The following is a 25,976-nucleotide window of genomic DNA, read 5'->3' as shown; positions in this document are numbered from 1 at the left end:
ATGTCTTTCTGCGGGTGTGGAAGTAAGGGGTGGGCTGCGCGCCGCGGGGAAGTCGTTGCCTGCGGCGCGCAGTCGGTAAAGCGGATGGCCCTACTTGAAGAGGGCGTCGACCTTTTCGTTGGCCTGGGTGAGGGAACTGGCCGCGGCCTTGCCGGAGACCACTGCGTCCATGGCGGGATTCATGATGCCGTCGACTTTGGCAGCATTGTCCGCGATCGGGTAGAGGAACGTCGTTCCATCCTCCACGTGTTGGGTGAAGGGGGTGACGTCGATGCCCTGGGTTTTGAAGGCCGCGACAGTCTTGGCGGCGGAGGACTTGACGGCGGGAAAGACGACTCCCTTGGATGCGACGACGTCCTGGCAGGCTGAGGAACCGAGGTATTCGACCCATTTGACGGATGCGGCAGGGTTCTTGGTGCCGGCGTAGATGGAGTCGGCCAGGCCGTTGAACATGGACGCGCGCTTGCCGTCCGGTCCCGTCGGGGTGGGTGCGATGCCGGTCTGGATGCCCTTGTAGCCGGTGTACTGGCCGATCGTCCAGTCGCCGGAGGTGTTGATGGCGGCCTTGCCGGCGCCAAAGGTGTCCTGCATGCTGGCGCCTACCGTTGTTTCAAGTTTCGGCATGTAGCCCTTGTCCGCCAGCCCTGCCCACCAGGCGATGGTTTCCTGGAACCTGGGGTCGTCGTAGTTGAACTTGGTGCCCCAGGGGTTCTTATCCGTGTGGGTCCAGCCGGTGGTGGCCGTCAGGAAGCTCCACTGGGTCTGGCCCTGGCCCGAGCCAGAGGACTCCAAACCCAGGCCGTAGACGGCCACGTTGTTCTTATCGAAGCCGGCTTCGTCTCCGCGCTTACCGTTCTTGTCAACGGTCAGGTGGGCGATGGTCTTCTCGTAGCTGCCACCATCCTTGGGGTTCCAATCCAGCTTGGCCATCTGCTCGGCCGTGATGCCGGCGGCGTCGGTCATGGCCTTGTTGTAGAAGAGGCCCACGGTGTCCCAGTCCTTGGGAAGGCCGTAGCGCTTGCCGTCCTGGCCCACCCAGAGATCGGCCAGGCCCTTGTTGTAGATCGAGAGATCGACGTGGTCCTTGTTGACGGCGTCGTCGAGGGGCAGGAGTTGCTTTTTGGCGGCGAATTCTGGGTACTTGGACACGTGGTCGGTGAAGACGTCCGGGGCGTTTCCGGCGACGAAGCCGTTGGTCAGGGTGGTCCAGTAGTCACTCCAGCCACGCTGGGTGATCTTGACTTTGATGTCCGGGTTGGCCTTGGTGAAATCCTCCGCGCACTGCTGGTACGCGGGGAGCTGGTTGGCGTCCCACAGCCAATAGTTGATTTCACCCTTGGCCTCGGTGGAGGCGGTGCTGCCTCCGCCGCAGGCGGACAGTGAAAGGGCGATTGCCGCGGCGGCAGCTGCGACACCGATAGTTTTCTTCATGGTGGTCCTTTCGAGGTGTTTCTTGGGAGGAGGGAAGTGAGGTGTTACTTGATTCCGGAGAAGCCGATGGAGTTGACCACCTTTTTGCCGAAGGCGAGGAACAGGATGAGGATGGGCACTGCCGCAACGATGGTGGCGGCCATGAGTCCGGACCAGTCCGGGGCGCCCTGGGGGGACTGGGACTTGAAGACGCTTAGGCCCACGGTGAGGACGCGGATGCTCTCGTCGTTGCCCACCAGCAGTGGCCAGAAGTATTCGTTCCATTGGCCGATGAACGTCAGCAGCGCGAGGGTGGCCAGGGGTGCGGCGGCGTTGGGCAGCACGATCTGGAAGAAGATACGCAGGCTCTTGGCCCCGTCGAGCATGGCTGCCTCCTCGACTTCGCGGGACATGCTCAGGAAGAACTGCCGCAGGAAGAAGATGGCGAACGCGGACATGAACAGGAAGGGCAGTGTCAGTCCTGCGAACGTGTTCAGCAGACCCAGGTTCTTGATCATGAGGAAGTTGGGCAGCGCGGTGAAGATCCCCGGAATCATCATGGTGGCCAGGAACACGGAGAAGACCTTGTCTCGCCCGGGCCAGCGGAGCCGGGCGAAGGCGTAGGCGGCCAGTGCGCTGAAAAAGACCTGGGCTGCGGTAGTGACGGTGGAAAAGAGTATCGAGTTGCGCAGGTACAGCCAGAAGTCGATGGCTGCCCCGGAACCTCCTTCGGCGATGGCCTCCTCTGTAGTCTGCATTCCAAAGACACGCTTGAAGGCGCCCCAGGAGAAGTCCGCCGGCAAAAGGTTCGCGGAGTTGGAGGCCAGCGAGTGGTTGCTGGAGAGGGCCGTGCGGAGCATCCAGAGGAACGGGAAGATAGTGACGGCCAGCGCGAGGGCGATGACGGCCCACGCCCCGATGCGATGCCAGTTGACTGGCTTCGTGCGGGAGAGCGTTGATGTTGTCATGTCGGGGTTCCTTAATCCAGATCCGATTCGTTGCCCTTGAGGAACTTCATTTGCACGAAAGCCACCAGGGCAAGAATGAGGAAGAGAATGACGGACAGGGCGGAGGCGTAGCCGAAGTCCGATTCGCCGAAGGCTTTTTGGTAGATGTACATCTGGATGACGCGGGTGGCGTTGACCGGACCGCCGCCGGTGGTGACCGCGACGGTGTCGAAGACCTGGAACGATCCGATGACGGTGACCACCAGGACCAGTGCCAGGACCGGACGCAGGAGCGGCATGGTGATGCTCCAGAACGTCCGGGTAGGGGAAGCCCCGTCCAGGGAAGCCACTTCGTAGACGTGTTGGGGGATGGCCTGGAGGCCGGCGAAGATGAGCAAGGCGGTATAGCCCATGTGCCGCCAGACGTTGACGCCGGCGATGGTGGGGATGGCCCATTGATCGCTGCCGAAGAAGGCAATGCGGGGCAGTCCGAACCAGTTGATGATCTCGTTGACGATGCCGATCTGGTAGTCGAGCATCCAGAACCACAGCAGTGCGACGATCACGTTGGCCACCAGGAACGGAAGCAGCAACGCACCACGGACGAACGTGGACTTGGCGACACGGTGCATCAGCAGCGCCAAGCCAAGAGCGATGACTGTCTGGAATACGATGTTGATTGCGACGTACTGGATGGTCACAACCATCGCGTTCCAGAAGAGCTCATCCTTGAAGATCGCCGCGTAGTTGTCGAGGCCGACCCATTTGGGCTCTCCGAGGATGCTGTACTCGGTGAAGCTCAAGTAGATGCCACGGATGGTCGGGACTAGAGAAAAAGCAACGAGGCCGATCATCGCCGGGAGGATAAACAGCAGCCCGACCTTCAGGTCGCGCAGTTTGCCCATGCCACGGCGCCGGTTGGAACGCTGCGGCGCCTTGTGCGCTGCGGCTGGGGGCTGCTCGGTAATGGTGGTCATCTTTGATCCCTCTTCTGTGAGGCAAGTAACAATTGACGGCCACTCTACGCGCGTAGCTACGAAAAATGCAAGAACTTCCTTGGATTTCAGGCGAAATGATGCCTTTTCAAACGATCTTGTTGACGCGCGTAGATTCCGTGCCCATACTTCTTCCATGACTTCTTCAATTGGAATCGTTGGTGCGGGACAGTTCGCAGGCGTATTCGCCAAGCTCTTCGCCGCCCACCCCGGTATCTCAGACATCTATCTCACCGACCTCATCACTGAGCGTGCAGAGGCCCAAAGCAGCAGCGCCGGCGCAGCAGGGACGTTCGACAGCTTCGAGGCAATGCTTGAAAGCGATGTCGACGCCGTGGCGATCTTCACCCAGCGCTGGACCCACGGACCCCTCGTGCTGCAGGCCCTGCGCGCCGGCAAGCACGTCTACTCCGCCGTGCCGATGGCGATCTCCGAAGAGGAGATCGCCGAAATCATCGAAGCGGTCCGCGAAACCGGGCTGACCTACATGATGGGTGAGACCAGTTACTACAACCCCGCAACCGTCTTTGCCCGCAAGAAGAATGCCGAGGGCGCCTTCGGCCGGATCTTCTACGCCGAGGGCGACTACGTCCACGACATGGACCTCGGCTTCTACGACGCCTACCAGTACAGCGGCGGAGAAAACTGGAAGCGCACCGCCAGCTACCCGCCCATGCTCTACCCCACCCACTCCGTGGGCGGGGTGCTCGGAGCAACCGGCTCCCACGCCGTCAGCGTCAGCTGCGTCGGCTACCGGGATGAGCGCGGCGACGGCGTCTTCGACCGCGACGTGAGCATGTTCGCCAATGACTTCTCCAACGCCAGTGCCCTGTTCGAACTCGCCGGCGGCGGGTCCATGCGCATCAATGAGTTCCGCAGGGTGGGCTACCCTTCCCATCTGCGCGAGAGTCGCTTCCGCTACTTCGGTACGGAGGCCAGCTTCGAACAGCTCGCCCTGGTCAGCGTCTGGCAGGACAAGCACGCCGTGACCGACATCAGTGACCAGCTCGAGACCCAGGCCACCATGGATACGGATGACCCAATGTTGGCCGACGTGGCTCCTGCACTGCGCGATGCCTTTATTTCCGGCATGGCCTCCGTGCACGACGCCGGACGACTGCCGGCGGAGTTCCGCGGTCTGCCCAACGGCCACGAGGGCAGCCACCACTTCCTCGTCGATGACTTCGTCACCGCCATCAACACCGGCACACTGCCTCCGGTCAACGCCTGGGAAGCGGCCCGCTACACGCTTCCCGGCATCATTGCCCACCAGTCGGCCCTGCGCGGCGGCGAACGCCTGCCAGTGCCCGACTTCGGCGACGCCCCGGCCGAGATGCCCCGCCCGGTACTTCGCGAGTCCGCCAAGTGAAACGCCGCTAGCATAGATGCCATGCCGCACCCGACCTCACACGCCAAATCCGCTGTTACGCGCGACGATGTCGCCCGGCTGGCAGGGGTCAGCAGCGCCGTCGTCAGTTACGTGGTCAACGGTGGGCCGAGGCCGGTATCCGCTGCGAACGAGGCCAAGGTGCGGCAGGCAATCAGAGCGCTGGGTTACCGGCCCAACTCGGCAGCCAGGGCACTTGCCTTAGGTTCCAGCGAAATGCTCGCCCTGATCGTCCCCGACGCCATCAATCCATTCTACGCCTCGCTCGCCCGCGCCGTCGAAAACGCCGCGGCCGAGCAGGGCTACACCCTTCTGCTGGCAGACTCCCAGGACTCGCTACGCACAGAGCGCCGCCTCATCAAGAACTTCGCCGCGAGGAGGGTGGACGGCCTGTTCCTTTCCAGTGTGCTGTTCGAGCCTGATCTAATCGACCTTGAACAGGCAGACATTCCTGTTGTGCTCCTGAACCATCCTGCCGACGTTGTCGCGAAAGGCGGCGCGAGGGGGCACGGTGCAAATGCTGTTGGAGTGGACTTCCAGGCGGGAGCGCGGGCGGCTGTTGAGCACCTCATCAGCCACGGCCACGAACGGATCGGACTGGTCATCGGCGGCAATGCCGACAGTGAGCTTGACGCACGCGAGGTCGGCTGGCATCAGGGCATCCAGAATGCCGGCCTCACGGCCGGCCCAATCATTCGGGTGCCCTTCACCCGCGAAGGCGGCTTCCATGCCGGACAGGAACTGCTGGCCCGTACCGAGCGGCCCACCGCCGTCTTCGTTAGCTCCGACCAACAAGCGGCCGGTTTCCTCTGCGCCCTCCACGAGGGCGGTCTCGGGCTACCGGAGGACCTGGCCGTATTCTCCTTCGACGGCGCACCCGAATCTGAATACACCTGGCCCCGGCTCAGTACAGTCGCCCAACCCTTAGAGGCCTTGGCCCAGGCAGCCCTGAACGCTCTCCTAACCCCGGAGCCCGGACAGGAGACCCAAACGAAAACCCAAATCTTCCCTGCCGAGCTGGTACTGCGGGCATCCTGCGGCTGCCGCTGACAATCACAGCCTCTCCGGCTGCGTCAAAGTAATCACCGGCCGTAGGGGCCGGCGTCCCACCACAACGAGAACCCGTCCTTCCGGTCCCCAACCGCCCACAGGAGTTTCCTTGCTGCCCGGAGGGCACCTGGCAGCAGCCGCGGCTGCCCATCTGCCAGCGGCGTACCCACCGATAAACCACAAAGGCACCCAACGTCATGACTGCTATTTCCGCCCACGAGGATGACATCTTCAGGCCCGCCATCCACTACACGGCCAAAAACAGCTGGCTGAACGACCCGAACGGGCTCGTCTACCACGAGGGCATTTATCACCTCTATTACCAGAACAACCCCTTCGGGAACGTTTGGGGCAACATGTCCTGGGGCCACGCCACCTCGGTGGACCTGGTCAACTGGGACGAGCAGCCCGTGGCCATCCTTTGCGACGCCGAAGAGGACATCTTCTCCGGCAGCATCGTCATCGACCATTACAACACCAGCGGCCTCGGCAACGGGCAGACCGCCCCGCTGGTGGCAATTTACACCAGCGCCTATAAGGACAGCTCAGCCCGTCGGGGCACACAGGCCCAGTCCCTGGCCTGGAGTTCAGACGGCGGCTACACCTGGACGAAGCACCAGGGCAACCCCGTCCTCGACAGGAACTCCGCAGACTTCCGCGATCCGAAGGTGTTCCGCTATGACGGGCCCCCGGGCAGCTACTGGGTCATGGTGGCCGTCGAAGCCAACGAGCACAAAGTGGTCATCTACAGCTCCGATAACCTTCGGGACTGGCACTACCTCAGCAGCTTCGGACCCGCCAACGCCACCGGCGGCGTCTGGGAGTGCCCGGACCTTTTCCCCTTGCCACTGGACGGCGACGAAGAGCAGACCAAATGGATTCTCACCGTGAACCTCAACCCCGGAGGACCCAACGGCGGATCAGGCGGTCAATACTTTGTCGGCCACTTCGACGGCGTCGCCTTCACATCCGAAACAACCGTCACCGACGGCAGAAGCCAAATTGCCGAGCTCGACACCTACCACTGGCTCGATTGGGGACGTGACTACTACGCGGCCGTCTCTTTCAACAACGCCCCCGACGGGCGCCGTCTCATGGTCGGCTGGATGAACAACTGGCAATACGGCGCCGCCATCCCGACCTGGCCGTGGCGCAGTTCCATGTCACTCGTGCGCGAAATGGCTTTGGTCACAGACCAAGGCCAGCCCCGACTGTCCCAACGGGTCGCCGACGAATACCGAAACGGCAGCCCACTATCGGTGAACACCTGGTCTGACCTTGCACTGGATGAAGGAACGCACCACCTGCACACCGGAGCACCGGTAGAGATCATCGACGTGACCCTCATCCCGGAATCCGCAGAGGAATTCGGACTCATCATTCGAGGCAAGGGCACCGACGGCACACGCATCGCCATCCGCCCCTCCGAGAACCGGCTCATCATGGACCGGACAGGCTCCGGCAACACGAAATTCCATGACGCCTTTGCTTCCACCGATACGGCACCACTGAAAGCTGCTTCTGACGGGTCATACACCCTCACCCTATTCATCGACCACTGCTCAGTGGAAGTCTTCGCCCAAAAGGGCCAGGTCACCATGACAGGTTTGATATTTCCCGGGCCGGACAGCACCCGTCTGTCGCTATACTCCAAAGGAGGGACCGCCGCCGCCCCCTGCCTGAAAGTGACGCGACCCGCGGAGCCACTGGTTCTGAGCCGGTAGCGTCTAATCACGCACGAAGAGGGCTTCCCCGGGCCACGTATGGTTTCGGCGCCGACCCGCGGACGACGATGCTCCGCCGACCCGACTGAACACTTGACTCGCCGGAAGACTCCGGGGGATTTCCCGGCTACGAGGAAATCCTGGATGCCTTGGTCGACCGATCACAACCCGAAAACGCAGAACACGCGGCATGGGTGGCAGCCCTGACCGGCTCCGCTGAGCCTTCTGACCCTGCATTCTTGGACATCCGCACCGCGAACCGGGCGCTGACTGAGAACTTCTGATGTTTCGTGTCCGGGGAAGAGCACCACGATCGATGCCGAAACAGCCTGTTTATGGGACACTGCCTGATCATTCGAAAACCGATAGTGACGATTCCGTCAACTAGCCGGGTCTCGCCGGTCATGCGCCAGTCGGTGAGCCTGGCTTCGGCGAGCTCGGCGGCGGATAGTTTCCGCTGGGGATCAGTCATAGTGCCATCATGGGTCCGGAGTGTCGCGGTAGGCTACCCCTACAAGGCACCAGGTCTCCCAGGGTGATGGCCGGCCGGCAACTTCGGTAAAACTCCGCACCGTGTAAGGACGACGCTGTCACGCCCTGGCAGGCGAGGGATTGGCCCCGGCGGCGGTGATCTCGACCGCATAACCAACAGCGCGCTTTTCGTCGATGAATCGACAAATCAGCGGCGGCGAGGGGCGAGCTCCCTCGCGAAGAAAATCGAAGCCTGTTTCAGGATCTCATTGGACTCTTTCAAGTCCCTCACCTCAGCCCGGAGCCGCTTGATCTCCTCCAGCTCATCACTGCTCGGGCCGGTCTTCTCACCGGCGTCCACCTGGGCCTGGACAACCCACCGGCGCAACGATTCAGCGCCGACCCCGAGCTTCGGCGCCAGTGCCTTGTAAGCAGCATAGACAGACGGGTATTCGGACAACCGATCCATGGTCATGCGCACTGCACGGTCACGGACTTCGGGCGGGAACTGCTTGGGCACAATCACTATCTTTCTCACAGAAGATAGCGGCATCAAACCCGGGACGGTTCAGTTTTCGGTCCGGGGCCGGCGCGGTAGCGTCCTGGTTGCGTGGAGGCCCCGCCCAGCGATCATGGGACATATCAGAATGACAAGCAGTGATTTAGCTTCTACTTGTTCATCCCGGAACTGGGCTCATGCAGCATGACTTCTGCGGGGAGTGAGTTACCAGGCCACCAGGATTCCGTGCCGCGAGGCGCCGTGTCGGAGTAATCGAAGTGCCGTCGAAGCCCGTTATCAACGGTGGAGGGCTTTAGATGGTTTGATTAGTCGGTGCTCCGTCTCAGACGTCTTGTAGTTTTTATCCTGTTTGTGCTTTGTGTAACTACTGGTTCCTTGTTCCGGGTGCGTGGGCAGCTTGCCGCGGAGACCCGTAGTGCTTTTTCTCCGCCGCCGCGGGCGGAGGCTGAGCTCGAAATTCTGTCCTCCGGCATGGCCACTGCCCTGAACGTAACGAGAAGCCCCGATGCCGACTGGGCTATCCGGGCTGCGGAACAGACTGGGATCCCTGAACGGGCGCTGCGGGCGTATGTTGCCGCGGCAGTGACCGTGAATGCTACTGTCTCGGCATGCGGGGTCGGTTGGAACACCGTGGCAGCCGTTGGTTCTGTCGAAACAGCGCACGGGACGTACGGCGGCGGTAGCCTGACCGCCGCGGGGCAGGGGAGCCGCCCGGTTGTGGGCCCGGTTCTCGACGGTGCCGGATTCGCTGCCATTGCCGACACGGACGAGAGTGTCCTGGACGGCGATACCCGCTGGGACCGTGCTGTGGGACCAATGCAGTTTATCCCTTCCACGTGGCAGCTCGTGGGGCGGGACGGTAACGGGGATGGCACGGCGGATCCGTTCAATATTGACGATGCCGCCCTCAGCGCGGCGAGCTATTTGTGTTCCGGCGGCCGTGACCTCACAACAGCACAAGGGTGGACAGACGCGATCTACGCTTACAATCAGTCCGACGCTTACATCGGTCAAGTACGTGACCAGGCCGTTGCATATGCCGCCAAGACTGGCGCCGGGGGTTGAGCCCACGATTTTGAGAGCCCATACTCTCCTCCGTACGTAGAGGCGTCGGATCTATTCGCGGCTGCGAGCGACCTGTCCGGAAAGTGAGACATGTCCACCCGAGTGCCCAAGGCAGCAACTTCGTCGCCCAAACGGCCCTGAAAAAGAGTGTGTACATTGTTTACACTCTTGGACCCGGATCAGACTTCACAGTCGCCGGACTGCCCCGGAATCCGCATGTTTCCGCGAATTCCCAGTGTTTGCTTGGGCTGGAATGTAGTTCGAGTCCAACCTCGGGCACAGTGTTTTCGCAGGTCAGCGGCTTTTTGATTCCTTCGTGTTGACAAAGCTTGACTTTTCGGAAATGGTGCGGGTGGCGATGCGCCCTTGTGTCACCATTTGCGCGGGTCTCGCAGCATGCTTCGCAAACGACAGCTGAGATAGCTCTTAGGCAAAGCGGAAACTCCCAGGTCCAATACAGAGCCGGGAGGAACCCCAAATCTTTGTGGAGCCTTGGCGCCACCTGAATTGTGGAGTTCCTCATGACGTCCAGTCGTCCCCGTCCACCTACGCAGACAGCCATATCGGTGCGCCGCCGGTCCGACATTGACACCATGCTGAAGGCCGTCGGCTACGACAGTGTGGAGGGCCCCGTCGACAGCGCGGTCCCGGATTTCATCCGCCAGGACAAGCCCCCTACCCTGGACAGCGTCCTGAGCGAAGTCCAGGTCCTCGCCGAGCTCCGCAAGCTGGCGGCCAAGAACAAGACTGCCGTGCAGATGATCGGGCAGGGTTATTACGACACCGTGACGCCGCCGGTGATCCGCCGCAATATCCTTGAAGCCCCGGCCTGGTACACGGCGTACACGCCCTACCAGCCGGAGATTTCGCAGGGGCGGCTTGAGGCTCTGCTTAACTTCGAGACCATGGTGCAGGACCTGGTGGGCCAGCCCATCGCCAACGCATCGCTACTGGATGAAGCAACCGCCGTGGCCGAAGCCGTGCTGCTGATGCGCCGCGGCAACAAGAACAAGGAAAGCCATCCCGGCAACATCTCGGGCATCCATCTCTGCAGCTTCAACAACCTTGCTGAGGGTCCAGACGGGCAGGCCTCATAGGCCGACTTCCACAGCCCCCTATCAGCACCCTGCTGATGACCAGTCGCACCATGACGACGCCTTGTTTCCGTCAAGACGGTCTAGCCATGGCTGCAGGGCGTTGGGTCGATTCGTCTTTCCCGGACCACCCCGCACACGACGTCTTCGTGGACTTCAACGGTGTACTTGTCTGGGAAGACCTGGGTAACGAAGAATGCCTCACCGGCGTTCTAGAGCTGCTGGAATCAGTCGCTGTACTGCTTGATCCAAGAGCCGACCCAGATTCTGTGGATCATCGACAAAAATTTCCAAGTGGTTTTCGGATTGGATTAAGGGCTGGGGCATTAGTGACCTTTCGAAGACTGAAAGCCGAGAATGAATTTGGACGTATGCGTCTGCGCCCATCGGCTGTGAGGAGTGTCTACGCGTTGAGACGCCAAAAATTGTCTGAGCGAATTTCATGTGTGCAGGGACATCGTGGTCCGAAAACCTAGAGCCGAAGATGACACCAGAGGCCCGCTCCCAAAACGTTCCGACGCTCCCGAATGAGCGCCATCTCCAAATTTTGAACAGATGCTGACTTGTTCCTCACGCACGAGCCAAGGGACCCTGCGGCGGACGTCAGGTGCAGCCAATAGCTCGTGGCCTTAGGCGCCGGCGCGGCTACGGTCACGGAACGGGCTGTGGGGAACGCGCAGTGCGAGACTGCGGGCTTGCGTGGTTACGAATACTGCTAGAAGCATTATCGCGGAGCCAATGAGTCAGAGCCCGATCCGGTGTACGTGGTCCCGGTATCCGGGACCAAGCACACTTCGGGTGCGAGAACTTCAGAGGGTCTGCGGTACTTGCCCGATTCCTTCCATTTCCGCGGATGCCGTGTGCCAAGTGGAGGTTTCGGCGGCAGCGTCGGGCTGCGGATTGACAGCAGGATGGCGGGTTGCTTGCTCTGCCGTCGCGGTTTCGATTACCGGGCGGCGGACAGTTTTGTTCAGGACAAGCTGCGTGGCGTCGGCGCGTGAGTAGTGGCCGGCCGGGTCTGCGATGGCCTTGGACAGTGAGATCGTTCCGAGGTCGATGTCGGCGTAGATGATCCCTTCCTGGTCTGTCGGGAGGGATTCGTGGAGCTGTTTGCCGTCGGGCCCGAAGATGCGGCTGTATCCGCCCCCGGTCTTCAGGAGGGCTTTTTGCAGGTCGGTTTCGCACATTTCGTCTTGCATCTCCTGGGACACGATGGCGGTCGGCGCCAACACGTAGCAGGATCCTTCCAGGGCGTAAACGCGTGAGGCTGCAACATTGGCTTCGCCACTGAGTGCATAGGCTCCACCCTCATAAATGGAAAAGCTGGGCCAGGCTGCAAAGTGCACCTGTTCGTTCTGTGCGTACATGGCGTACTTGGACAGTGGCTGCAGGTGCTCCCAGCAGCACAAACCACCCACCCGACCCAGTTTCGTGTCCCAGACGGAAAGGTCGCTGCCGTCCCCTTCACCGTAGATGGTGCGTTCCACGTGAGTGGGCTTGAGCTTGCGGCGCTGGGCGATCGTTTTCCCATCGTTGCCGATGATCCATTGGGCAATGTAGAGGCTGCTGCCGCTGCGTTCGCTCAGGCCCATGCCGACCATGATGTTGTTGTCCTTCGCGGCCTTGGCCAGGCGCTCGGCCTGGGGAGTGCCGTATTCCAGGGAGTTGTCAAAGTAGCGCTGTCCGAACTTCGCCAGCCAAAGTGCGGGCGCGTCCAGCCAGGCGTACCAGGGGTAGCCCGGAAGCCAGGTCTCCGGGAACGCGATCACTTCAGCGCCATGGCTGGATGCTTCCTCGATGAGGGCGACAGCCTTGTCGATGGTCGCGTCCAAATTGAGGAAGACAGGTGCGGCCTGGATGGCCGCCGCCTTGAACTTGGGGTGGTCCATTGAAAACTCCTAAGTTTGTGACCTCAGTCACCGCGTATTGGATATTCTCAACGTTAGGCGTGTGGTGCAGGCATGTCTTGCCTGCCCGTCGCAGAGACATTGACTGTATGTGTCAGCTTTTCATGCAACCCCCGACTGCCAAGATGCTGGATGGCGGCGGCTATGTTGGGGACCGGTGCAGCGACGACGGGGGATGGCCGTATTGGCGCCGGAAGGCCCTGCTGAAGTGCGCCGAGTCCGAGAATCCCCAGGACTGGGACAGCTCGGAGAGGGTTCCTTCATGCCGGCCGGCCAGGATCTCTTGCCGGATTCCCTCCAGCCGTTGCTGCCAGACCCAGCCCATGACGGTTTGCCCTTGGAGCGCGAAGGCCCGGTGGATGCTGCTCGGTGAGAGATGGAGCTGCTGCGCGATCGTGGCGATATTCAGTGAGTCGTCTCTCAGGTTGTCCAAAATGTAACGCTGGATGAGCTTTCTCCTAGATTGACTGTCGCTCTCAGGCAGCATGCTGGTGAGACCGCCCAGTCCGGCGACGATCAAATGTTCCAGTCCGTGGGAGACAGCCAAGGCCTCGGACGGGGTGAGGAACTCGATTTCGTCCGCAAGCATTTTTACGGTCTTGACCAGAATTTGGGCAGCCCCTGGATCGGCGCCAACCGCCAGAGCAGTCAGCCCTTCAGCTGCGGGCAGGTGGGCCTCAAGCCCACGCCGGGGCATCCGGAGTACCAGCTGTTCAAAGTGATCTGTCAGCTGAAGGGAGTACGGCCGCGTCGTGTCGTACAGGGCGAAGGCTCCATTTTCAATGACGGCGGACCGTCCTGCCTGGTTCACTACGCACGAGCCAGCCGTCTGAACCCCCACCAAGAAGAAATCCTCCTCGGAGGAATCGATGCTTCCCGGAGTCCGGTGAACTGACTGCGCTGTGGCACGAACCCGGGCAAGATCAAGAGATCCCAGCGACTGCAAGGACAACTCGCCCTGAATGTCCTCATGGCCGCCGCCGGCCCTGCAGTCGAGACTAACGAAAGCCTCGGAGACCCTCTCCGTCCAGAATGCAACCCTGCCCCGGACCGGAACAGAAGACGTGCGAACAACCGTTGCCATGATCCGTTTCCTTCACGACTCAACCCTTATAACGGGACCGGCGGGGGGGGCTGAACGAGTGTGAATCTGAATGCCGTCCCAAGGAAATTGTACTTTCCCTCAAGTCCAGCCAGTTCAGGAGAAGAACCCTTGAACCTGCCAAGCCAGTCGTGCCACTAGCCGGTTTTGTGGCGTTGGTAGTGCTTCACACTGCAGCAGCTCGCATTGACCTGGGCGCCATTCCTCACGATGGCCGAGTCACCGAGGATCATCGCGCAGTTGCCGGCCACCACGTGCGAGTCCCGTCCCCGCGTGAGCAGGCCGTCCTTGCAGCGGGTCAAAAAAGAACGCCGAGGGCAAGGGCCAGCACAAGCTGCCTTCGGCGGCGGGGGGTAGCTTACTTAGGAGAATATCCCAAGTGGAGGTTTCGGCGGCAGCGTCGGGCTGCGGATTGACAGCAGGATGGCGGGTTGCTTGCTCTGCCGTCGCGGTTTCGATTACCGGGCGGCGGACAGTTTTGTTCAGGACAAGCTGCGTGGCGTCGGCGCGTGAGTAGTGGCCGGCCGGGTCTGCGATGGCCTTGGACAGTGAGATCGTTCCGAGGTCGATGTCGGCGTAGATGATCCCTTCCTGGTCTGTCGGGAGGGATTCGTGGAGCTGTTTGCCGTCGGGCCCGAAGATGCGGCTGTATCCGCCCCCGGTCTTCAGGAGGGCTTTTTGCAGGTCGGTTTCGCACATTTCGTCTTGCATCTCCTGGGACACGATGGCATGTGGAGGCTCCTGCCGCTGCGTTCGCTCGGGCCCATACCGACCATGATGTTGTTGTCCTTCGCGGCCTTGGCCAGGCGCTCGCTCGACTAATACTCGCGGCGGCAGGAACGTGAGGCCGGGTGGACTTCGATGAGCCCCAAGCGGAGTGATGTTCCACGGACTAGAACGCCGCTGTTGCGTGTTGTGCCACCCTGCGCCGATGGTGGGTCTGAACCCGCCTCGTGCAGCAGCCGAGGCACCGCCTCGATGTCAGTCGAGTGCGGTAAACGACCAGCCGGATGCATTTGAGCAGCCGGCCCGATACGAACTACAAGAGGGAATGGCCTGATGCTGAAGGTGAAACGCTTCGAGCTCCGTGAGCCTGTGACTTGCAAGCCGTTGTCCGAGTGGGACCCCATCTCGGTGGAGCTTCTGGGCACACAGACTCGACTCGTCCAGGGAGAACGGTGGCGCCACCGAGTCATCGAGGCCGGTCATGACGGAGAGCCGCTGATCCTGATACATGGGATCGGGGGACACGCGGAGACTTACGCTCGAAACCTTCGGAACTTGGCCGCGAACGGCTTCCACGTTTATGCCGTGGACGCGCTTTATCACGGCTACACGGACAAGGAACCGTACGACGATGACGAGCGCTACCGCCTGCAAGTCGAGGCTTTGGTGGACCTCCTCGACGCGTTGGGTCACGACTGGGCTCATGTGGAAGGTGAGTCGATGGGGGCCTCCATCGCCTGTCACTTCGGCTTCATGTATCCGGAGAGGGCCGGAAAACTAATCCTGAACACGGGTTTCGGGAACGTCCAGCTGGAGAAGACCGATTTCACGCCGCCTCCGCGAAGCCTCGACGAGCTCAAGCAGCTGTCAGTCAAGACCCTCATCGACCCTGACTACCAAACCATGCAGCAACGCTTGGAATGGCTGGTTGCTGAGCCCAGCCGGATGACCGATGAGATGGTCCGACTCCGTCTCCGCTTGTACGCCGATCCCGAGGTGAACGCCGCCATGCGCAACGTCTATCGGATCGGGAGGGAGTGGAAGTGGACGGACCTTTACACAGAGGCCGACCTGGCGAATTTCAAGCCGGAAACTCTCGTATTCTGGACCGACGGCAACCCGTGGGAAGGCCCGGATTTCGGTGAGTACGTTGCCTCAAAGATCCCCAACGCTTCGTTTTACCTAATGCGCGACAGTGGGCACTGGCCCCAGTGGGAGAAGCCCGAGGAGCACGATCAGGTCATCATCGAGTTCCTTCGCGCATGAGCGACGTACCAGTCGGAAGCAGGCCCGTCATCGGGATCACTGCTTACCGAGAGCGAACTCGATGGTCATACTGGCACAGGGATGCTGACGTGCTTCCAGCGGCCTACGCGGACGCGGTCGCGGACGCAGGCGGCTCACCGCTCCTAATACCCGCACGCCCTGACGCGGTGCTTGATGTGCTCCCTCGGCTGGACGCGCTCCTTCTCAGCGGCGGACCCGACGTGGACCCCAAGCTCTACTATGAGGCCTCACACCCAGCCACGGGGGAGCCACGTCGTGCCCGCGACGCTGCTGAACTCGCCGTACTGGAGGCGGCAGTCATGGCCGGAAAACCAGTACTCGCCGTCTGCCGTGGTGCCCAGCTTCTCAACGTCTGGCGTGGTGGGACCCTTGAGCAGCACATCCACGACGCCTCCGAGAAACTGGACCACGGTGGCGGGGGGACCTTCGCCCAAAAGCAGGTTCGGGTATTGGAAGGCAGTTGGCTGTCGTCTGTTGTGGGGAAATCCACGCGTGTGAACTGCCACCACCATCAAGCCCTCCGGCATTTGGGATCCGGCCTGCGCGAGGTTGCCTGGGCAGAAGACGGAATCATCGAAGCCGTTGAGCTGGAAGGACAGAGCCTGGTGCTGGGTGTTCAGTGGCACCCTGAGGAAGAAGACGTATCGCCGTTGTTCAGCGCTTTCGTCGAGCAGTCCCGCGAGGTGTCGTCAGCTCGCACCACTGTGGCCAACTCCAAGATGAGGAGTGTCCGCCTATGAGTCCCCGGATTGACGTCGTGGAACATGAGCCAGGTGCGCCATTGGGAAGGATGGGCGACTGGCTTCGGGAACAAGAGACGGAGGTGGTGATTCACCGGCCATACGCCGGTGATCAGCTGCCCCTTGGGGACTCGCTGGATGCGCTCATCGTTTTGGGAGGCCAGCCCGGTGCCTGTGATGACGAACGGGCCCCGTGGCTTCCATCGCTGCGTCAGCTCATTCGTGACGTCGTCGACACGGAAACCCCGCTTTTGGGAATCTGTCTCGGTGCGCAACTCCTTGCTGTGGCCGTGGGAGGCGAAGTTCAACGCAGCAAACGTGGCCCGGAGATTGGGGTTGTGGAAGTGGAGCTGACGGACATGGCCTCAAAGGATGCACTCGCCGGGCAGCTGCCGGGGCCCTACAGGGGCTTCAGCTATCACTACGACGAGGTCACGAAACTGCCCCCAGACGCTATTCGATTGGGTGGCACGACCGAGTTTCCGAACCAGTTGTTCCGCGTTGGCACCTACGCTTGGGGCATCCAAAGCCACCCCGAAGCAGTGCCAGACCAGTTCCTGTCCTGGATGGACCGTGATGTCGACGGGCTGCCGACCGATGAGCGCGCACTGACCCGAAGCAAGGTGGCAGAGCTCGAAGAGGTGCTGAAGAGCCACGGACAGGCTGTGGCGTACGCGTTCGCGAACGTGGTACGACAAGTCGCGGCTGTTGGGCAGACCCCAGCGTAAGCAAGGCGCCCTCTGGTTCTAGCCACCGGAACTCGACCGTTGGCAGCGTCGGTTCATTCGACCGATGATCAATCAGGACAAACGCAACAGCCGCATGGCTGTAACCGTGAAAGTTTGCAAGGAGCACCCACATGACCAAGAAGTACAGCGATCTGGTCGACCCCGACGAGGGCCAGATCAGCGCACTGATCTACGCCGATGATGACATCTACGACCAAGAGATGCGCAGCATCTTTGGCACGAGCTGGCTGTTCCTCGCCCACGAGTCAATGATCCCAAAGAAGGGCGACTACCTCACCACAACAATGGGCGACGACCCTGTGGTCGTCGTGCGCCAAAGTACCGGGGAATTCGTTGCGTTCATGAATCAGTGCCGCCATCGCGGTATGCGGCTGTGCCGGGCGGACGAGGGCAACGCGAAAGCGTTCACCTGTTCTTACCACGGATGGGTCTACGACCTCAGCGGCAAGCTGGTTCAGGTCCCCCATGAGGAGGATGGATACCTCGGCGCCCTCAACAAAGAGAAGCTTGGTGCCCAACGGGTGCCGCGGGTAACCAATTACAAGGGTTTCATCTTCGGAACCTGGGCCGAAGAGGGACCCAGCTTCGAGGAGTACTTGGGTGATATGGCCTGGTACTTCGATTCCTTCGCCGATCGCTGGCCACGCAACGAGGTCCTTGGTGCACCTAACCGCTGGATTATCGACTGCAACTGGAAGTTCCCGGCCGAGCAGTTCGCCACCGACGTCTACCACGCGGAGACAAGCCATGTTTCAGCACTTATTGCGCAGGGCGGTGACTGGGTAAACGCCGATACCCGAGGCCTCCAATTCAGCTCACCGGGGGGTCATGGAACGGGCTTCTACCTTGATGACGCACCTGACATGACCGACTACGGCCCCGTGGCCAACGAATACCGAGCCGCAAGCCGGCAAGCGGAAATTGAACGACTGGGCGAAACCCGGGCAGTGCATGTCCGTGGGCATAACACAATCTTTCCTAACTTCTCCTTTCTTGTGGGAACCAACACCTTCAGGATCTGGCAGCCCCGGGGTCCCCACTCCATCGAAGTCATGACTTGGACACTTGCCGACGCCGATGCTCCCGCCGAAGTCAAAGACGCAATGCGCCGCAACGCTCTGCGGACTTTCAGCGCCGGCGGAATCTTTGAGGCTGAGGACGGTGAGAACTGGTCCGAGATCCAAGGTGTCCTGAAGGGTAGTCGCGCCGGACGCTCGTCGTTCAACTTCACGATGGGTCGCGGGGCCGCCGGTAAACACGCCGACTTCCCTGGCGTCATCGGCAATATTTACAGCGAGGAAGCAGGTCGGTCGTTCTACCGCCGCTGGCTTGAGCTGATGGAGAAGGAGGGCCAGCGATGAGTGAGACGGAGCTGCGGGCAAACGTGCTGTTGGAGCATTTCGAGGTCAGCCAGTTCATGGCCCGGGAGGCGCGACTCCTCGATGAACGCCAGTTCGAGGAGTGGTTGACGCTGCTCGGCGACGAGATCCGCTACACGGCGCCAGTCCGGTTGGCCAGGATGCCCCGCGAGGAGAGCAAGGAATTCGAGCCCCCAACCGGTGCTGCCCACTTCGACGAGTCCAAAGAGGACCTCGCTCAGCGGGTGCGCAAGGTCGCCACGGGACGCGCCTGGTCCGAGGTCCCTGCTTCACGGACCCGGCACCTTATTACCAACATCGAGGTCGACCGAGCTGAGGAACCGGACCAGTACCTCGTACGGTCCAGCTTCCTGTTGTACCGCACCCGCGGTACAACTTACCAGGACATGTTCGCAGGGGCTCGAAGAGACGTTTTGCGCCGGCAATCTCCACTATTCGGAGATTTCCTGATTGCGAAGCGCCAAATCCTCCTGGACCAGACGGTTCTGCTCGGCAACAACCTGGCGGTGTTTCTATAATGACCACAATTGCGATTATCGGCGGCGGGCAAGCGGGGGGAATCCTAACCCAAGCGCTCCGCAACCAAGGCTTTACAGGTCAAATCTCGCTCGTTTGCGCGGATACGGAGCTCCCATACGAGCGACCACCGCTGTCTAAAGGGATTCTGCTCGGTGAGGAAGCAGTCCCAGTGCTGCCGGCCGACTTCTACTCCGAGAACGGCATCGATGTCCGGTTGGGGGCTCGAGCAACACGAGTGGAACGGCGACAGTCTCGCGTTGCTATCCAGCTGGAAAGTGGTGACGAGGTGACGGCCGATACGGTCGTGCTGACTACTGGTTCCAGCCCGAGGCGAATCGACTTCCCAGGCGCTGACCTCGACAACGTGCTGACGCTTGGCAGCCTGACCGACGCACGGCACATCCAAGCTCAGTTTCCTGGACTAAAACACGTGGTCATCGCGGGGGCAGGCTTCATCGGAACCGAGGTGGCTGCATCGCTGCGATCCAGGGGGTGCGAAGTTACCCTCGTCGAGCCCTTCGCCGAACCGCTCGCGAACAAGCTCGGTTCCTGGGCCGCCGGCGTCATACGAGAACTCCACGAGGGCAGGGGCGTCCGCTTTGTGCAGGATGTCATCGCCAAAGCAGTGGGGAACACCAGAGTTGAAAGCGTTGTCACAGCCGGCGGTGAGAATATCCCATGCGACCTCCTCCTCGTCGCAGCCGGCAGCCAACCCAACCTTGAGGTAGCCATAGCCAGCGGCATCGACTGTTCAGACGGCGTTGTCTGTGATCGGGTTGGCCGCACCTCTATGGACGGCGTTTGGGCTGCCGGCGACGTGGCCTCGTGGCCTTTTGGAACCCTCGGGAGGCTGAGAGTGGAGCACTTTCGCACAGCCATAGACGAGGCACAGGTCGTTGCGCGAGCAATTATGGGAGATGAGACACCCGCCGTCCTCGTCCCATGGTTCTGGACGGACCAGTACGACCGCAGAGTCGAAGTCGCCGGCCGACCTGATCAAGGGAGTCAGGTAATCGAACGGATTGACCAGGACGGGCACACCAAGATGACTGTTCATCTGCGCGGCAACCAAGTCGTCGGAGCGATCGGATTGGATGCCCCGCGAGAGATCAGGACTATGACCAATTGGATTCGCACTGGAGACTCCGTAGACCCATCACTGATTGAAGACTCCTCTATCGACCTACGAAAGGTAGCAGTATCAACATGAACGGCGTACGTACCCTTGGATACTTGGGCATCACTTCTGACCGACTCGACGATTGGCGCGAGCTCGCTGGGCCCCTGCTTGGCGCCCAGGTGACCGAGCAGGGTCATGGCCTCGACATTCGCCTCGATCGGCGCGCGTCTAGGGTTCAAATCATGTCCGGTGAACAGAATGATCTCGCTTTCGCGGGCTGGGAGGTGGCAGACGGCTCCGAGCTGGAAGCGCTTGCCGCCCGTCTCGGTGAGCAGGGCTACAAGTTCGGCGAGGCATCTCCATCAGACGCTTCGCACCGACAAGTCCAGCAGATGTTCACGGGGGAAGATCCCGACGGAAACCGGGTAGAGCTCTTCCACTCGGCAGCCGTAGCCGGCGAACCATTCGTCTCCTTGCACCAGGTAAATTTCGAGACAGACCTTGGGGTCGGGCACATGGTCCTCTACTGCAGCGACCTGCCAGCGATGCTGGAGTTCTACTGCAAGGGGCTTGGACTGCGTGTGACTGACAGTATCCATTTGAGCTCCGAGGTGATCTACTTCCTTCGATGCAATGAGCGGCATCACAGCCTTGCACTCGTGGCAGGGAAGGACCAGTACACCTTGCAACACATCATGTTCGAGGTGACGGACGTCGATGAAGTGGGCGCCGCCTACGAACGGTGCAGTGACAAGGAGCTTGCCCAAACCACACTCGGCCGCCACTCAAACGATGAGATGTACTCGTTCTACGCTCTGGCTCCCGGCGGATTCACTATTGAGTACGGTTGCGGCGGGCGTCTCATCGACGACGCAACCCACCGTGGCGCAAGCTACACGACTACGAGCTGGTGGGGTCACCGCGATCTTAAGCCAAGCCGATGAGTGCAGACACCATGACCTGGACAGTTGTGTGCTCAGTTGATGACGTGCCGGACGAGGAGGGACGCCGATTTGACGTAGACGGGCATGCGCTGGCAATTTTCAACGTTGACGGAGAGTTCTTCGCAAGCGACGACGTGTGCACGCATGGTCAGTCATCCCTGTCCGAAGGGTATGTCGAGTCAGGCTGTGTGGTCGAGTGCATCGCGCACATGGCCCGATTCTCCCTCAGAACGGGTCAAGTTCTTGCTCCACCAGCCACGACTCCATTGACGGTTTATCCCACGTTGGTCGAGGCCAATAAGGTTATGGTGCAGATAAATGGCTGACTTGCCAGCCTTCGACACATCGCCCGAACCCGTCACCGTTTCTGCAGGACGACTCAGAGGCCGCGTCGCCGTGGTTACAGGCGGCGGGGCAGGAATTGGGCGGGCCATTGTCGACCGATTTGTCGCCGAAGAATGCTCCGTCGCCGTCCTGGAAATTTCTGCCGATCGGGCAAGAGCGATCGAGAGAGACCACGAGGGAAAAGTGGTCGTCGTGTGTGGGGATGCCACCCGGATGCACGACAATCAGGCAGTCGTGGAAGCTGCAACGGCAGCCTTCGGTCACCTGGACTGCTTTGTCGCCAACACGGGTTACTGGGACTTCGGCGTCTCGGCAGAGGACCTTCCCCAGGACGAACGGTTCGACGAGGCCTTCGACCAAATATTCTCCCTCAACGTAAAGGCACTCCTGGCCGGGGCGAAAGCTGCCACTCCGGAGCTCCGTCGAAACCGTGGCTCTCTTGTGATGACCGCTTCGAATGCGAGCCTTCATCCAGGAGGTGGTGGACCGCTGTACACAGCCGCAAAACACGCCGTCGTTGGTTTGGTCCGCCAGCTCGCCTACGAGCTCGCACCAGAAGTCCGTGTCAATGCAGTTGCGCCAGGAGGAATGCTCACTGCTCTCTCTCCTCCTCCTGCCTTGTCACAAGCGGCGTCCAGCATCGCGGAACTCCCTATGGACCAGCTCATCTCCATCGTCTCGCCGCTCGGTTTCCTGCCCGAGCCTCGGGACTACGTGGGCTGGTATGTGGCACTCGCGTCCGCGGAGGATGCCTTAACCATCACCGGGAGCATCATCGAGTGTGACGGCGGCGAGGCCGTCCGCGGCAGGGCCTTCTCCGAATACGCACGTCAAATGGCCGGCGACCCGCGCTCAGCACACTCTAGCGCCAGCTAACGCGATATGGCGTGCTGCAGGTCTGTGCTGTGACTAGGCAGAAGGTTGACGTCATCGGGGTGCTCCGGAGGCGATCCTGCGCTACTCACTGTTCGTCATTCTGGCAGCCGCGAAGTAGAGGGCCTGCTTTAAAGCTGATGTAGACACTAACAACCAACTCGATCCATTGGAGATGCAATGACACAAACGCGTGACCTAATGATCATTAATGCAAATGTGCGAACCGTGGACGCTCGCAACTCCTGTGCGCAAGCGGTACTTGTCAGCGGAGGTACGATCGCCATCGTAGGAACCGAAACCGAAGTGCGGGGCGCAGCCGCGCCCGACGCGGAAGTTCTCGACGTTTCCGGGAAAACGGTTGTCCCAGGGTTTATCGACGCCCATAACCACCTGAGCGTGGCAGCATTTGCCCCGGACTCAGTCGACTGTTCCACACCACCGTTGGCGACTTTGGACGAGGTTCTGGACGTTATCGAAAGGCATTGCCGGGATACCCCGCCTGGACAGTGGGTCCGTGGCATCAATTTTCATGCTTCCCATATCCGTGAACAGCGAAACCCAACGCGCTATGAGCTGGACGAGGTTGCTCCGAATAATCCCTTCTTTCTGATCGATGCGAGTTGCCATGCTGGATTCGCAAACAGTGCCGCTCTGGACTTGGTGGGAATTGGTGCTCATACTCCCGAACCTTGGGGTGGGGAGATTGAACGGGACCTCTCTGGTAAACCGACCGGGACACTCTTGGAGGCTGCTGCTAATCTGCTCCATTCGGCGTCCTGGAATGACTATGCAGAACGTGACTGGGACAGAGCAGTGGAGTTGCTTCACTCCAAGATGAACGACTATCTTGCCGTGGGGCTTACCGGGGTAGGTGACGCCATGGTGACGGCTAAATCTGCGGAACTTTATAGACGCGCCGATGCTGCCGGCAAAATGCCCTTCACCCTCCAGCAACTGCACGGAGGGGACCACTTCTTCTCGATGCAGGACCTTGGCCGGTCAGACACAGTCGATCGAATCATGGAGCCTGAAAGCTACCTGCTCAGAGGCGGCGCCATGAAAATCTTCGTGGATCGCGCTTATCCAAGTCCCGCCATCGATCTGATCCATGACGGTTGCAAAACCCATGTCGGGGCGAACTTCTACAGCAAGTCAGAAGTGCATGACCTTGCCGTCCGGGCCAGCAAGCTAGGCATCAATCTCGCTATCCACGGTATGGGCAATTGCGCCATCGATATCGTACTAGATGCCTACGAGGCCGTCCGGCGACAGAGCAACGCTGACACAGTGTTACGGCTTGAGCACGCATTCATCGCCGAGACCGGCCAAGGACTGCGTATGGCCGATCTAGGAATCGATCTCGTCGCAAACCCTGGCTTGGCTTTCGGCTGGGGAGAAGTTTTCAATATGTGGCGAGGAGAAAATCAGGAGCACCTCAAGCTCTTCCCAGTTCGCAGTATGCTCGACGCCGGCGTCCGCGTCAGCCTCGCCTCTGACCACCCCTGTGGTACCTACTCACCAGCCGAGATCATGTGGACCGCTGTAGCCCGCGAGACCATGGCCGGTGCGCCTTTGGAACCTGACGAAGCAGTCACCGCGGACGAAGCACTCAGAATGTACACAATCAACCCCGCGCATGCCTCGGGCCGAGGCTCAGAAGAGGGAAGCATCGAGGCTGGAAAGCGAGCTAACCTTCTAGTTCTGGACCGCGACCCTGTCGATTGCGCCACGGGCGAGCTGCGTGAGCTGAAAGTACTGAGGACCTACGTCGATGGTGTTCTCCGCTACGAACGCACCGGATCGTAGCTGGCCAGAAACCATTCCTCCAACTGGACCTCCCGACTGGGGCGATGGAGGTCCAGCTAGAGGAATGGCGGTCCCGCAACTTCCATATATAGAGAACACCTTCATATAGAGAACACCTTCGCAATGGCCGAAAGCGGACCGATACCTACCCGGCCGCTGCGGCACCGTAGTCATACTGTTCGCCAAAAACATTCCCCAACACCTGTCTCCATCAGGCGCCACGGACCCCTTGGTCCATGACGAATTCAAAGGACCGAGATCTCATGTCTGATTCCATCTCCAAGACTGCCCCATCCGCCCTAAAGCGGAACGCCATCGGCGTGCCGGGAATTGTTTTCTTCGTCGTCGCAGCCGCCGCCCCGCTGGCCGCAGCCCTCGGCGGATCCCCAATAGCCTTCGCAGCCCTAGGCGCAGGCGCGCCCGGCGCCTACCTCATTGCCGGTGTCATTCTCATTCTGTTCGCGGTCGGGTACGGATCCATGAGCCGATTCGTAACTAGCTCTGCAGGCTTCGCAGCCTACCTCGAGCGAGGCTTGGGACGCGTGACCGGCTTTGCCGGAGCCGCGGTCGCGTTGCTTTCGTACAACTGCATGCTGATGGGGCTTTACGGACTTTTTGGATTCTTCTGCAGCGCCGTCATTGGCGACCTCACGGGACTGGAGACCGACTGGAAGCTCTGGACTGCTGTCGCCTGGGCAGGAGTCGCGATCCTCGGCTATCTAGAAATCAACCTCAGCGCCAAAGTGCTCGGGGTGCTGATGATCGGCGAGGTCCTCATCCTTGTTTTATTCGACGCCGCTGTACTCGCTCAGGGCGGAGCCGCCGGTATCAACATTGACTCATTCCAGCCCAGCACGGTGCTCTCCGACGGACTCGGAGTGGCGCTACTGTTTGCCGCTGCATCCTTCGTTGGTTTCGAAGCTACGGCCGTCTACGGCGAGGAGGCCAAGGACCCGGCACGCACTGTTCCTCGCGCCACCTACGTCGCCGTCGTCCTGATTGCGGTCTTCTACTCTCTTTCGACCTGGGCGATATCACTGGCGCACGGAACCGACAATATCCGGCAGGCCGCAACGGATGACCCCGCAGGATTCGTCTTTGCCGTAAACACCCAGTACGTAGGGCAGTGGTCAACCGTGATTATGAACGTCCTGCTCGTCACCAGCACGTTTGCAGTGCTCGTCGCGTTCCACAACACGCTGTCCCGATACAACTTTTCCCTCGGTCGATCCGGTATTCTGCCGCGGGCGCTTGGTGCAGCCCACCCACGGTGGCAGTCACCTCACATCGCCAGCATCACAGTGACAGTTCTGACCCTGACCGTAGTTGGGACCTTCATGCTCGCCGGTGCAGACCCCTTCGCGGAACTTTACGCGTGGCTCGTAGGAGTCGGAACCGTTGGCGTCCTAGTGATGCAAACCACGACCTCCATCGCCGTGGTGATCTTCTTCCTCCGCAAGAAACGCGAAGAGTTCCGCCTCTGGAGCAGCGCGATTGCTCCAATACTGGCAGCATTGGGCCTTGCCGCAGCCACTTACCTGGCCCTGACCAACTGGGAAGTTCTTGCTGGAGCCACCTCCGGAATCCCGACGCTCCTGCCCTGGCTCATCATACTGGCAGCCCTTGTCGGCATTGGTTGGGCACTGATCACAAGGCATGCCGGCACTTCGCTCGGCAACTCGTTCGAAGAAGCTAAGGCCGAGGTTCCCCCGGTCTCAGGTGCGGTGTCACCGCGATAAGCCGGCTGTGGCGGCCAAAGGGGCCGACCAGCAGCGGCGGCCGGAACACAAGCCCCCTCTCGCGTTGGCGCCCA

23 protein-coding genes and 1 pseudogene are annotated in these 25,976 nt (G+C 60.8%); 17 read left to right on the top strand and 7 right to left on the bottom strand.

Features of this window, described 5'->3' with window-relative positions; all coding sequences use genetic code 11:
- Positions 1 to 90 precede the first annotated feature (90 nt).
- From AC6JAM_RS20310 to AC6JAM_RS20300, 3 genes are read right to left on the bottom strand one after another with little or no spacing between them, the layout of a single operon-like run.
- Positions 91 to 1,431: an ABC transporter substrate-binding protein gene (locus tag AC6JAM_RS20310; RefSeq protein WP_497935741.1), complete on the bottom strand. Its 1,341-nt coding sequence runs from the start codon at positions 1,429 to 1,431 to the stop codon at positions 91 to 93.
- Positions 1,432 to 1,475: 44 nt separating this feature from the next.
- Positions 1,476 to 2,378 carry a carbohydrate ABC transporter permease gene (locus AC6JAM_RS20305; RefSeq protein ID WP_497935739.1) on the bottom strand — a complete coding sequence of 301 codons (903 nt, stop codon included), beginning with the start codon at positions 2,376 to 2,378 and terminating at the stop codon, positions 1,476 to 1,478.
- A gap of 11 nt (positions 2,379 to 2,389) precedes the next feature.
- The gene (locus AC6JAM_RS20300) at positions 2,390 to 3,334 is read right to left on the bottom strand and encodes a carbohydrate ABC transporter permease (RefSeq protein ID WP_497935738.1); all 945 of its coding nucleotides are present in this window, start codon (positions 3,332 to 3,334) and stop codon (positions 2,390 to 2,392) included.
- A 154-nt stretch (positions 3,335 to 3,488) separates the two neighbouring features.
- Here AC6JAM_RS20300 and AC6JAM_RS20295 point away from each other — a divergent pair, with 154 nt between their 5' ends.
- The 4 genes from AC6JAM_RS20295 to AC6JAM_RS20280 all read left to right on the top strand — a co-directional run bounded on the left by AC6JAM_RS20295 (position 3,489) and on the right by AC6JAM_RS20280 (position 7,797).
- The gene (locus AC6JAM_RS20295; RefSeq protein WP_497935737.1) at positions 3,489 to 4,721 is read left to right on the top strand and encodes a Gfo/Idh/MocA family protein; all 1,233 of its coding nucleotides are present in this window, start codon (positions 3,489 to 3,491) and stop codon (positions 4,719 to 4,721) included.
- A 21-nt stretch (positions 4,722 to 4,742) separates the two neighbouring features.
- Positions 4,743 to 5,789, top strand: a complete 1,047-nt coding sequence (locus AC6JAM_RS20290; protein ID WP_497935736.1) for a LacI family DNA-binding transcriptional regulator — start codon at positions 4,743 to 4,745, stop codon at positions 5,787 to 5,789.
- A gap of 197 nt (positions 5,790 to 5,986) precedes the next feature.
- Positions 5,987 to 7,513, top strand: coding sequence for a glycoside hydrolase family 32 protein (locus AC6JAM_RS20285; RefSeq protein ID WP_497935735.1), 1,527 nt, complete (start codon positions 5,987 to 5,989; stop codon positions 7,511 to 7,513).
- Between the two features lie 149 nt (positions 7,514 to 7,662).
- Positions 7,663 to 7,797, top strand: coding sequence for a hypothetical protein (locus AC6JAM_RS20280; protein ID WP_497935734.1), 135 nt, complete (start codon positions 7,663 to 7,665; stop codon positions 7,795 to 7,797).
- 395 nt (positions 7,798 to 8,192) lie between these two features.
- Here AC6JAM_RS20280 and AC6JAM_RS20275 read toward each other — a convergent pair whose 3' ends face one another.
- Positions 8,193 to 8,504 carry a transposase gene (locus tag AC6JAM_RS20275; RefSeq protein WP_497935733.1) on the bottom strand — a complete coding sequence of 104 codons (312 nt, stop codon included), beginning with the start codon at positions 8,502 to 8,504 and terminating at the stop codon, positions 8,193 to 8,195.
- A gap of 471 nt (positions 8,505 to 8,975) precedes the next feature.
- Between AC6JAM_RS20275 and AC6JAM_RS20270 the strand changes: the two genes are divergently transcribed.
- A complete protein-coding gene (locus AC6JAM_RS20270) occupies positions 8,976 to 9,569 on the top strand; it encodes a lytic transglycosylase domain-containing protein (RefSeq protein ID WP_497935732.1) in 594 nt (197 codons plus the stop codon).
- Positions 9,570 to 10,071: 502 nt separating this feature from the next.
- Positions 10,072 to 10,597: pseudogene (locus AC6JAM_RS20265) on the top strand (glycine dehydrogenase (aminomethyl-transferring)); the annotation flags it as partial.
- An 875-nt stretch (positions 10,598 to 11,472) separates the two neighbouring features.
- Here the strand turns inward: AC6JAM_RS20265 and AC6JAM_RS20260 are convergent.
- The 3 genes from AC6JAM_RS20260 to AC6JAM_RS20250 all read right to left on the bottom strand — a co-directional run bounded on the left by AC6JAM_RS20260 (position 11,473) and on the right by AC6JAM_RS20250 (position 14,371).
- A complete protein-coding gene (locus AC6JAM_RS20260) occupies positions 11,473 to 12,552 on the bottom strand; it encodes a carbon-nitrogen hydrolase family protein (protein ID WP_497935731.1) in 1,080 nt (359 codons plus the stop codon).
- A gap of 160 nt (positions 12,553 to 12,712) precedes the next feature.
- Positions 12,713 to 13,654, bottom strand: coding sequence for an AraC-like ligand-binding domain-containing protein (locus AC6JAM_RS20255; RefSeq protein ID WP_497935730.1), 942 nt, complete (start codon positions 13,652 to 13,654; stop codon positions 12,713 to 12,715).
- A 237-nt stretch (positions 13,655 to 13,891) separates the two neighbouring features.
- Positions 13,892 to 14,371 carry a hypothetical protein gene (locus tag AC6JAM_RS20250; RefSeq protein WP_497935728.1) on the bottom strand — a complete coding sequence of 160 codons (480 nt, stop codon included), beginning with the start codon at positions 14,369 to 14,371 and terminating at the stop codon, positions 13,892 to 13,894.
- A gap of 360 nt (positions 14,372 to 14,731) precedes the next feature.
- Between AC6JAM_RS20250 and AC6JAM_RS20245 the strand changes: the two genes are divergently transcribed.
- From AC6JAM_RS20245 to AC6JAM_RS20195, 11 genes are all read left to right on the top strand, one after another.
- Positions 14,732 to 15,664, top strand: coding sequence for an alpha/beta fold hydrolase (locus tag AC6JAM_RS20245; protein WP_497935727.1), 933 nt, complete (start codon positions 14,732 to 14,734; stop codon positions 15,662 to 15,664).
- Positions 15,661 to 16,425 (top strand): gamma-glutamyl-gamma-aminobutyrate hydrolase family protein, encoded by a 765-nt coding sequence (locus AC6JAM_RS20240; protein WP_497935726.1) that lies wholly within the window; start codon positions 15,661 to 15,663, stop codon positions 16,423 to 16,425. Before AC6JAM_RS20245 ends, AC6JAM_RS20240 begins: the two co-directional genes overlap by 4 nt.
- Entirely contained in the window at positions 16,422 to 17,153 is a 732-nt protein-coding gene (locus AC6JAM_RS20235; protein WP_497935724.1) for a type 1 glutamine amidotransferase, read from the top strand. The genes AC6JAM_RS20240 and AC6JAM_RS20235 overlap by 4 nt, the downstream gene beginning before the upstream one ends.
- A 131-nt stretch (positions 17,154 to 17,284) precedes the next feature.
- On the top strand, positions 17,285 to 18,535 hold the full coding sequence (locus tag AC6JAM_RS20230) for an aromatic ring-hydroxylating oxygenase subunit alpha (protein ID WP_497935723.1): 1,251 nt from the start codon (positions 17,285 to 17,287) through the stop codon (positions 18,533 to 18,535).
- Positions 18,532 to 19,071 (top strand): 3-phenylpropionate/cinnamic acid dioxygenase subunit beta, encoded by a 540-nt coding sequence (locus AC6JAM_RS20225; RefSeq protein ID WP_497935721.1) that lies wholly within the window; start codon positions 18,532 to 18,534, stop codon positions 19,069 to 19,071. Before AC6JAM_RS20230 ends, AC6JAM_RS20225 begins: the two co-directional genes overlap by 4 nt.
- Positions 19,071 to 20,282 carry an NAD(P)/FAD-dependent oxidoreductase gene (locus AC6JAM_RS20220; protein WP_497935720.1) on the top strand — a complete coding sequence of 404 codons (1,212 nt, stop codon included), beginning with the start codon at positions 19,071 to 19,073 and terminating at the stop codon, positions 20,280 to 20,282. The genes AC6JAM_RS20225 and AC6JAM_RS20220 overlap by 1 nt, the downstream gene beginning before the upstream one ends.
- 23 nt (positions 20,283 to 20,305) lie before the next feature.
- Positions 20,306 to 21,136 (top strand): VOC family protein, encoded by an 831-nt coding sequence (locus AC6JAM_RS20215; protein ID WP_497935719.1) that lies wholly within the window; start codon positions 20,306 to 20,308, stop codon positions 21,134 to 21,136.
- Positions 21,133 to 21,462 (top strand): bifunctional 3-phenylpropionate/cinnamic acid dioxygenase ferredoxin subunit, encoded by a 330-nt coding sequence (locus AC6JAM_RS20210; RefSeq protein WP_497935718.1) that lies wholly within the window; start codon positions 21,133 to 21,135, stop codon positions 21,460 to 21,462. Before AC6JAM_RS20215 ends, AC6JAM_RS20210 begins: the two co-directional genes overlap by 4 nt.
- On the top strand, positions 21,455 to 22,357 hold the full coding sequence (locus AC6JAM_RS20205) for an SDR family NAD(P)-dependent oxidoreductase (RefSeq protein WP_497935717.1): 903 nt from the start codon (positions 21,455 to 21,457) through the stop codon (positions 22,355 to 22,357). The genes AC6JAM_RS20210 and AC6JAM_RS20205 overlap by 8 nt, the downstream gene beginning before the upstream one ends.
- Positions 22,358 to 22,555: 198 nt before the next feature.
- A complete protein-coding gene (locus AC6JAM_RS20200) occupies positions 22,556 to 24,163 on the top strand; it encodes an amidohydrolase (RefSeq protein WP_497935715.1) in 1,608 nt (535 codons plus the stop codon).
- 263 nt (positions 24,164 to 24,426) lie between these two features.
- Complete coding sequence (locus AC6JAM_RS20195) at positions 24,427 to 25,902, top strand: APC family permease (RefSeq protein ID WP_497935713.1); 1,476 nt, start codon at positions 24,427 to 24,429, stop codon at positions 25,900 to 25,902.
- Positions 25,903 to 25,976: the final 74 nt, after the last annotated feature.

It is taken from the genome of Arthrobacter sp. GmRoot5-12 (genome assembly GCF_059739365.1).
Note: the sequence above shows the minus strand (reverse complement) of the source record. Positions and strands in the feature narration are given on the sequence as shown.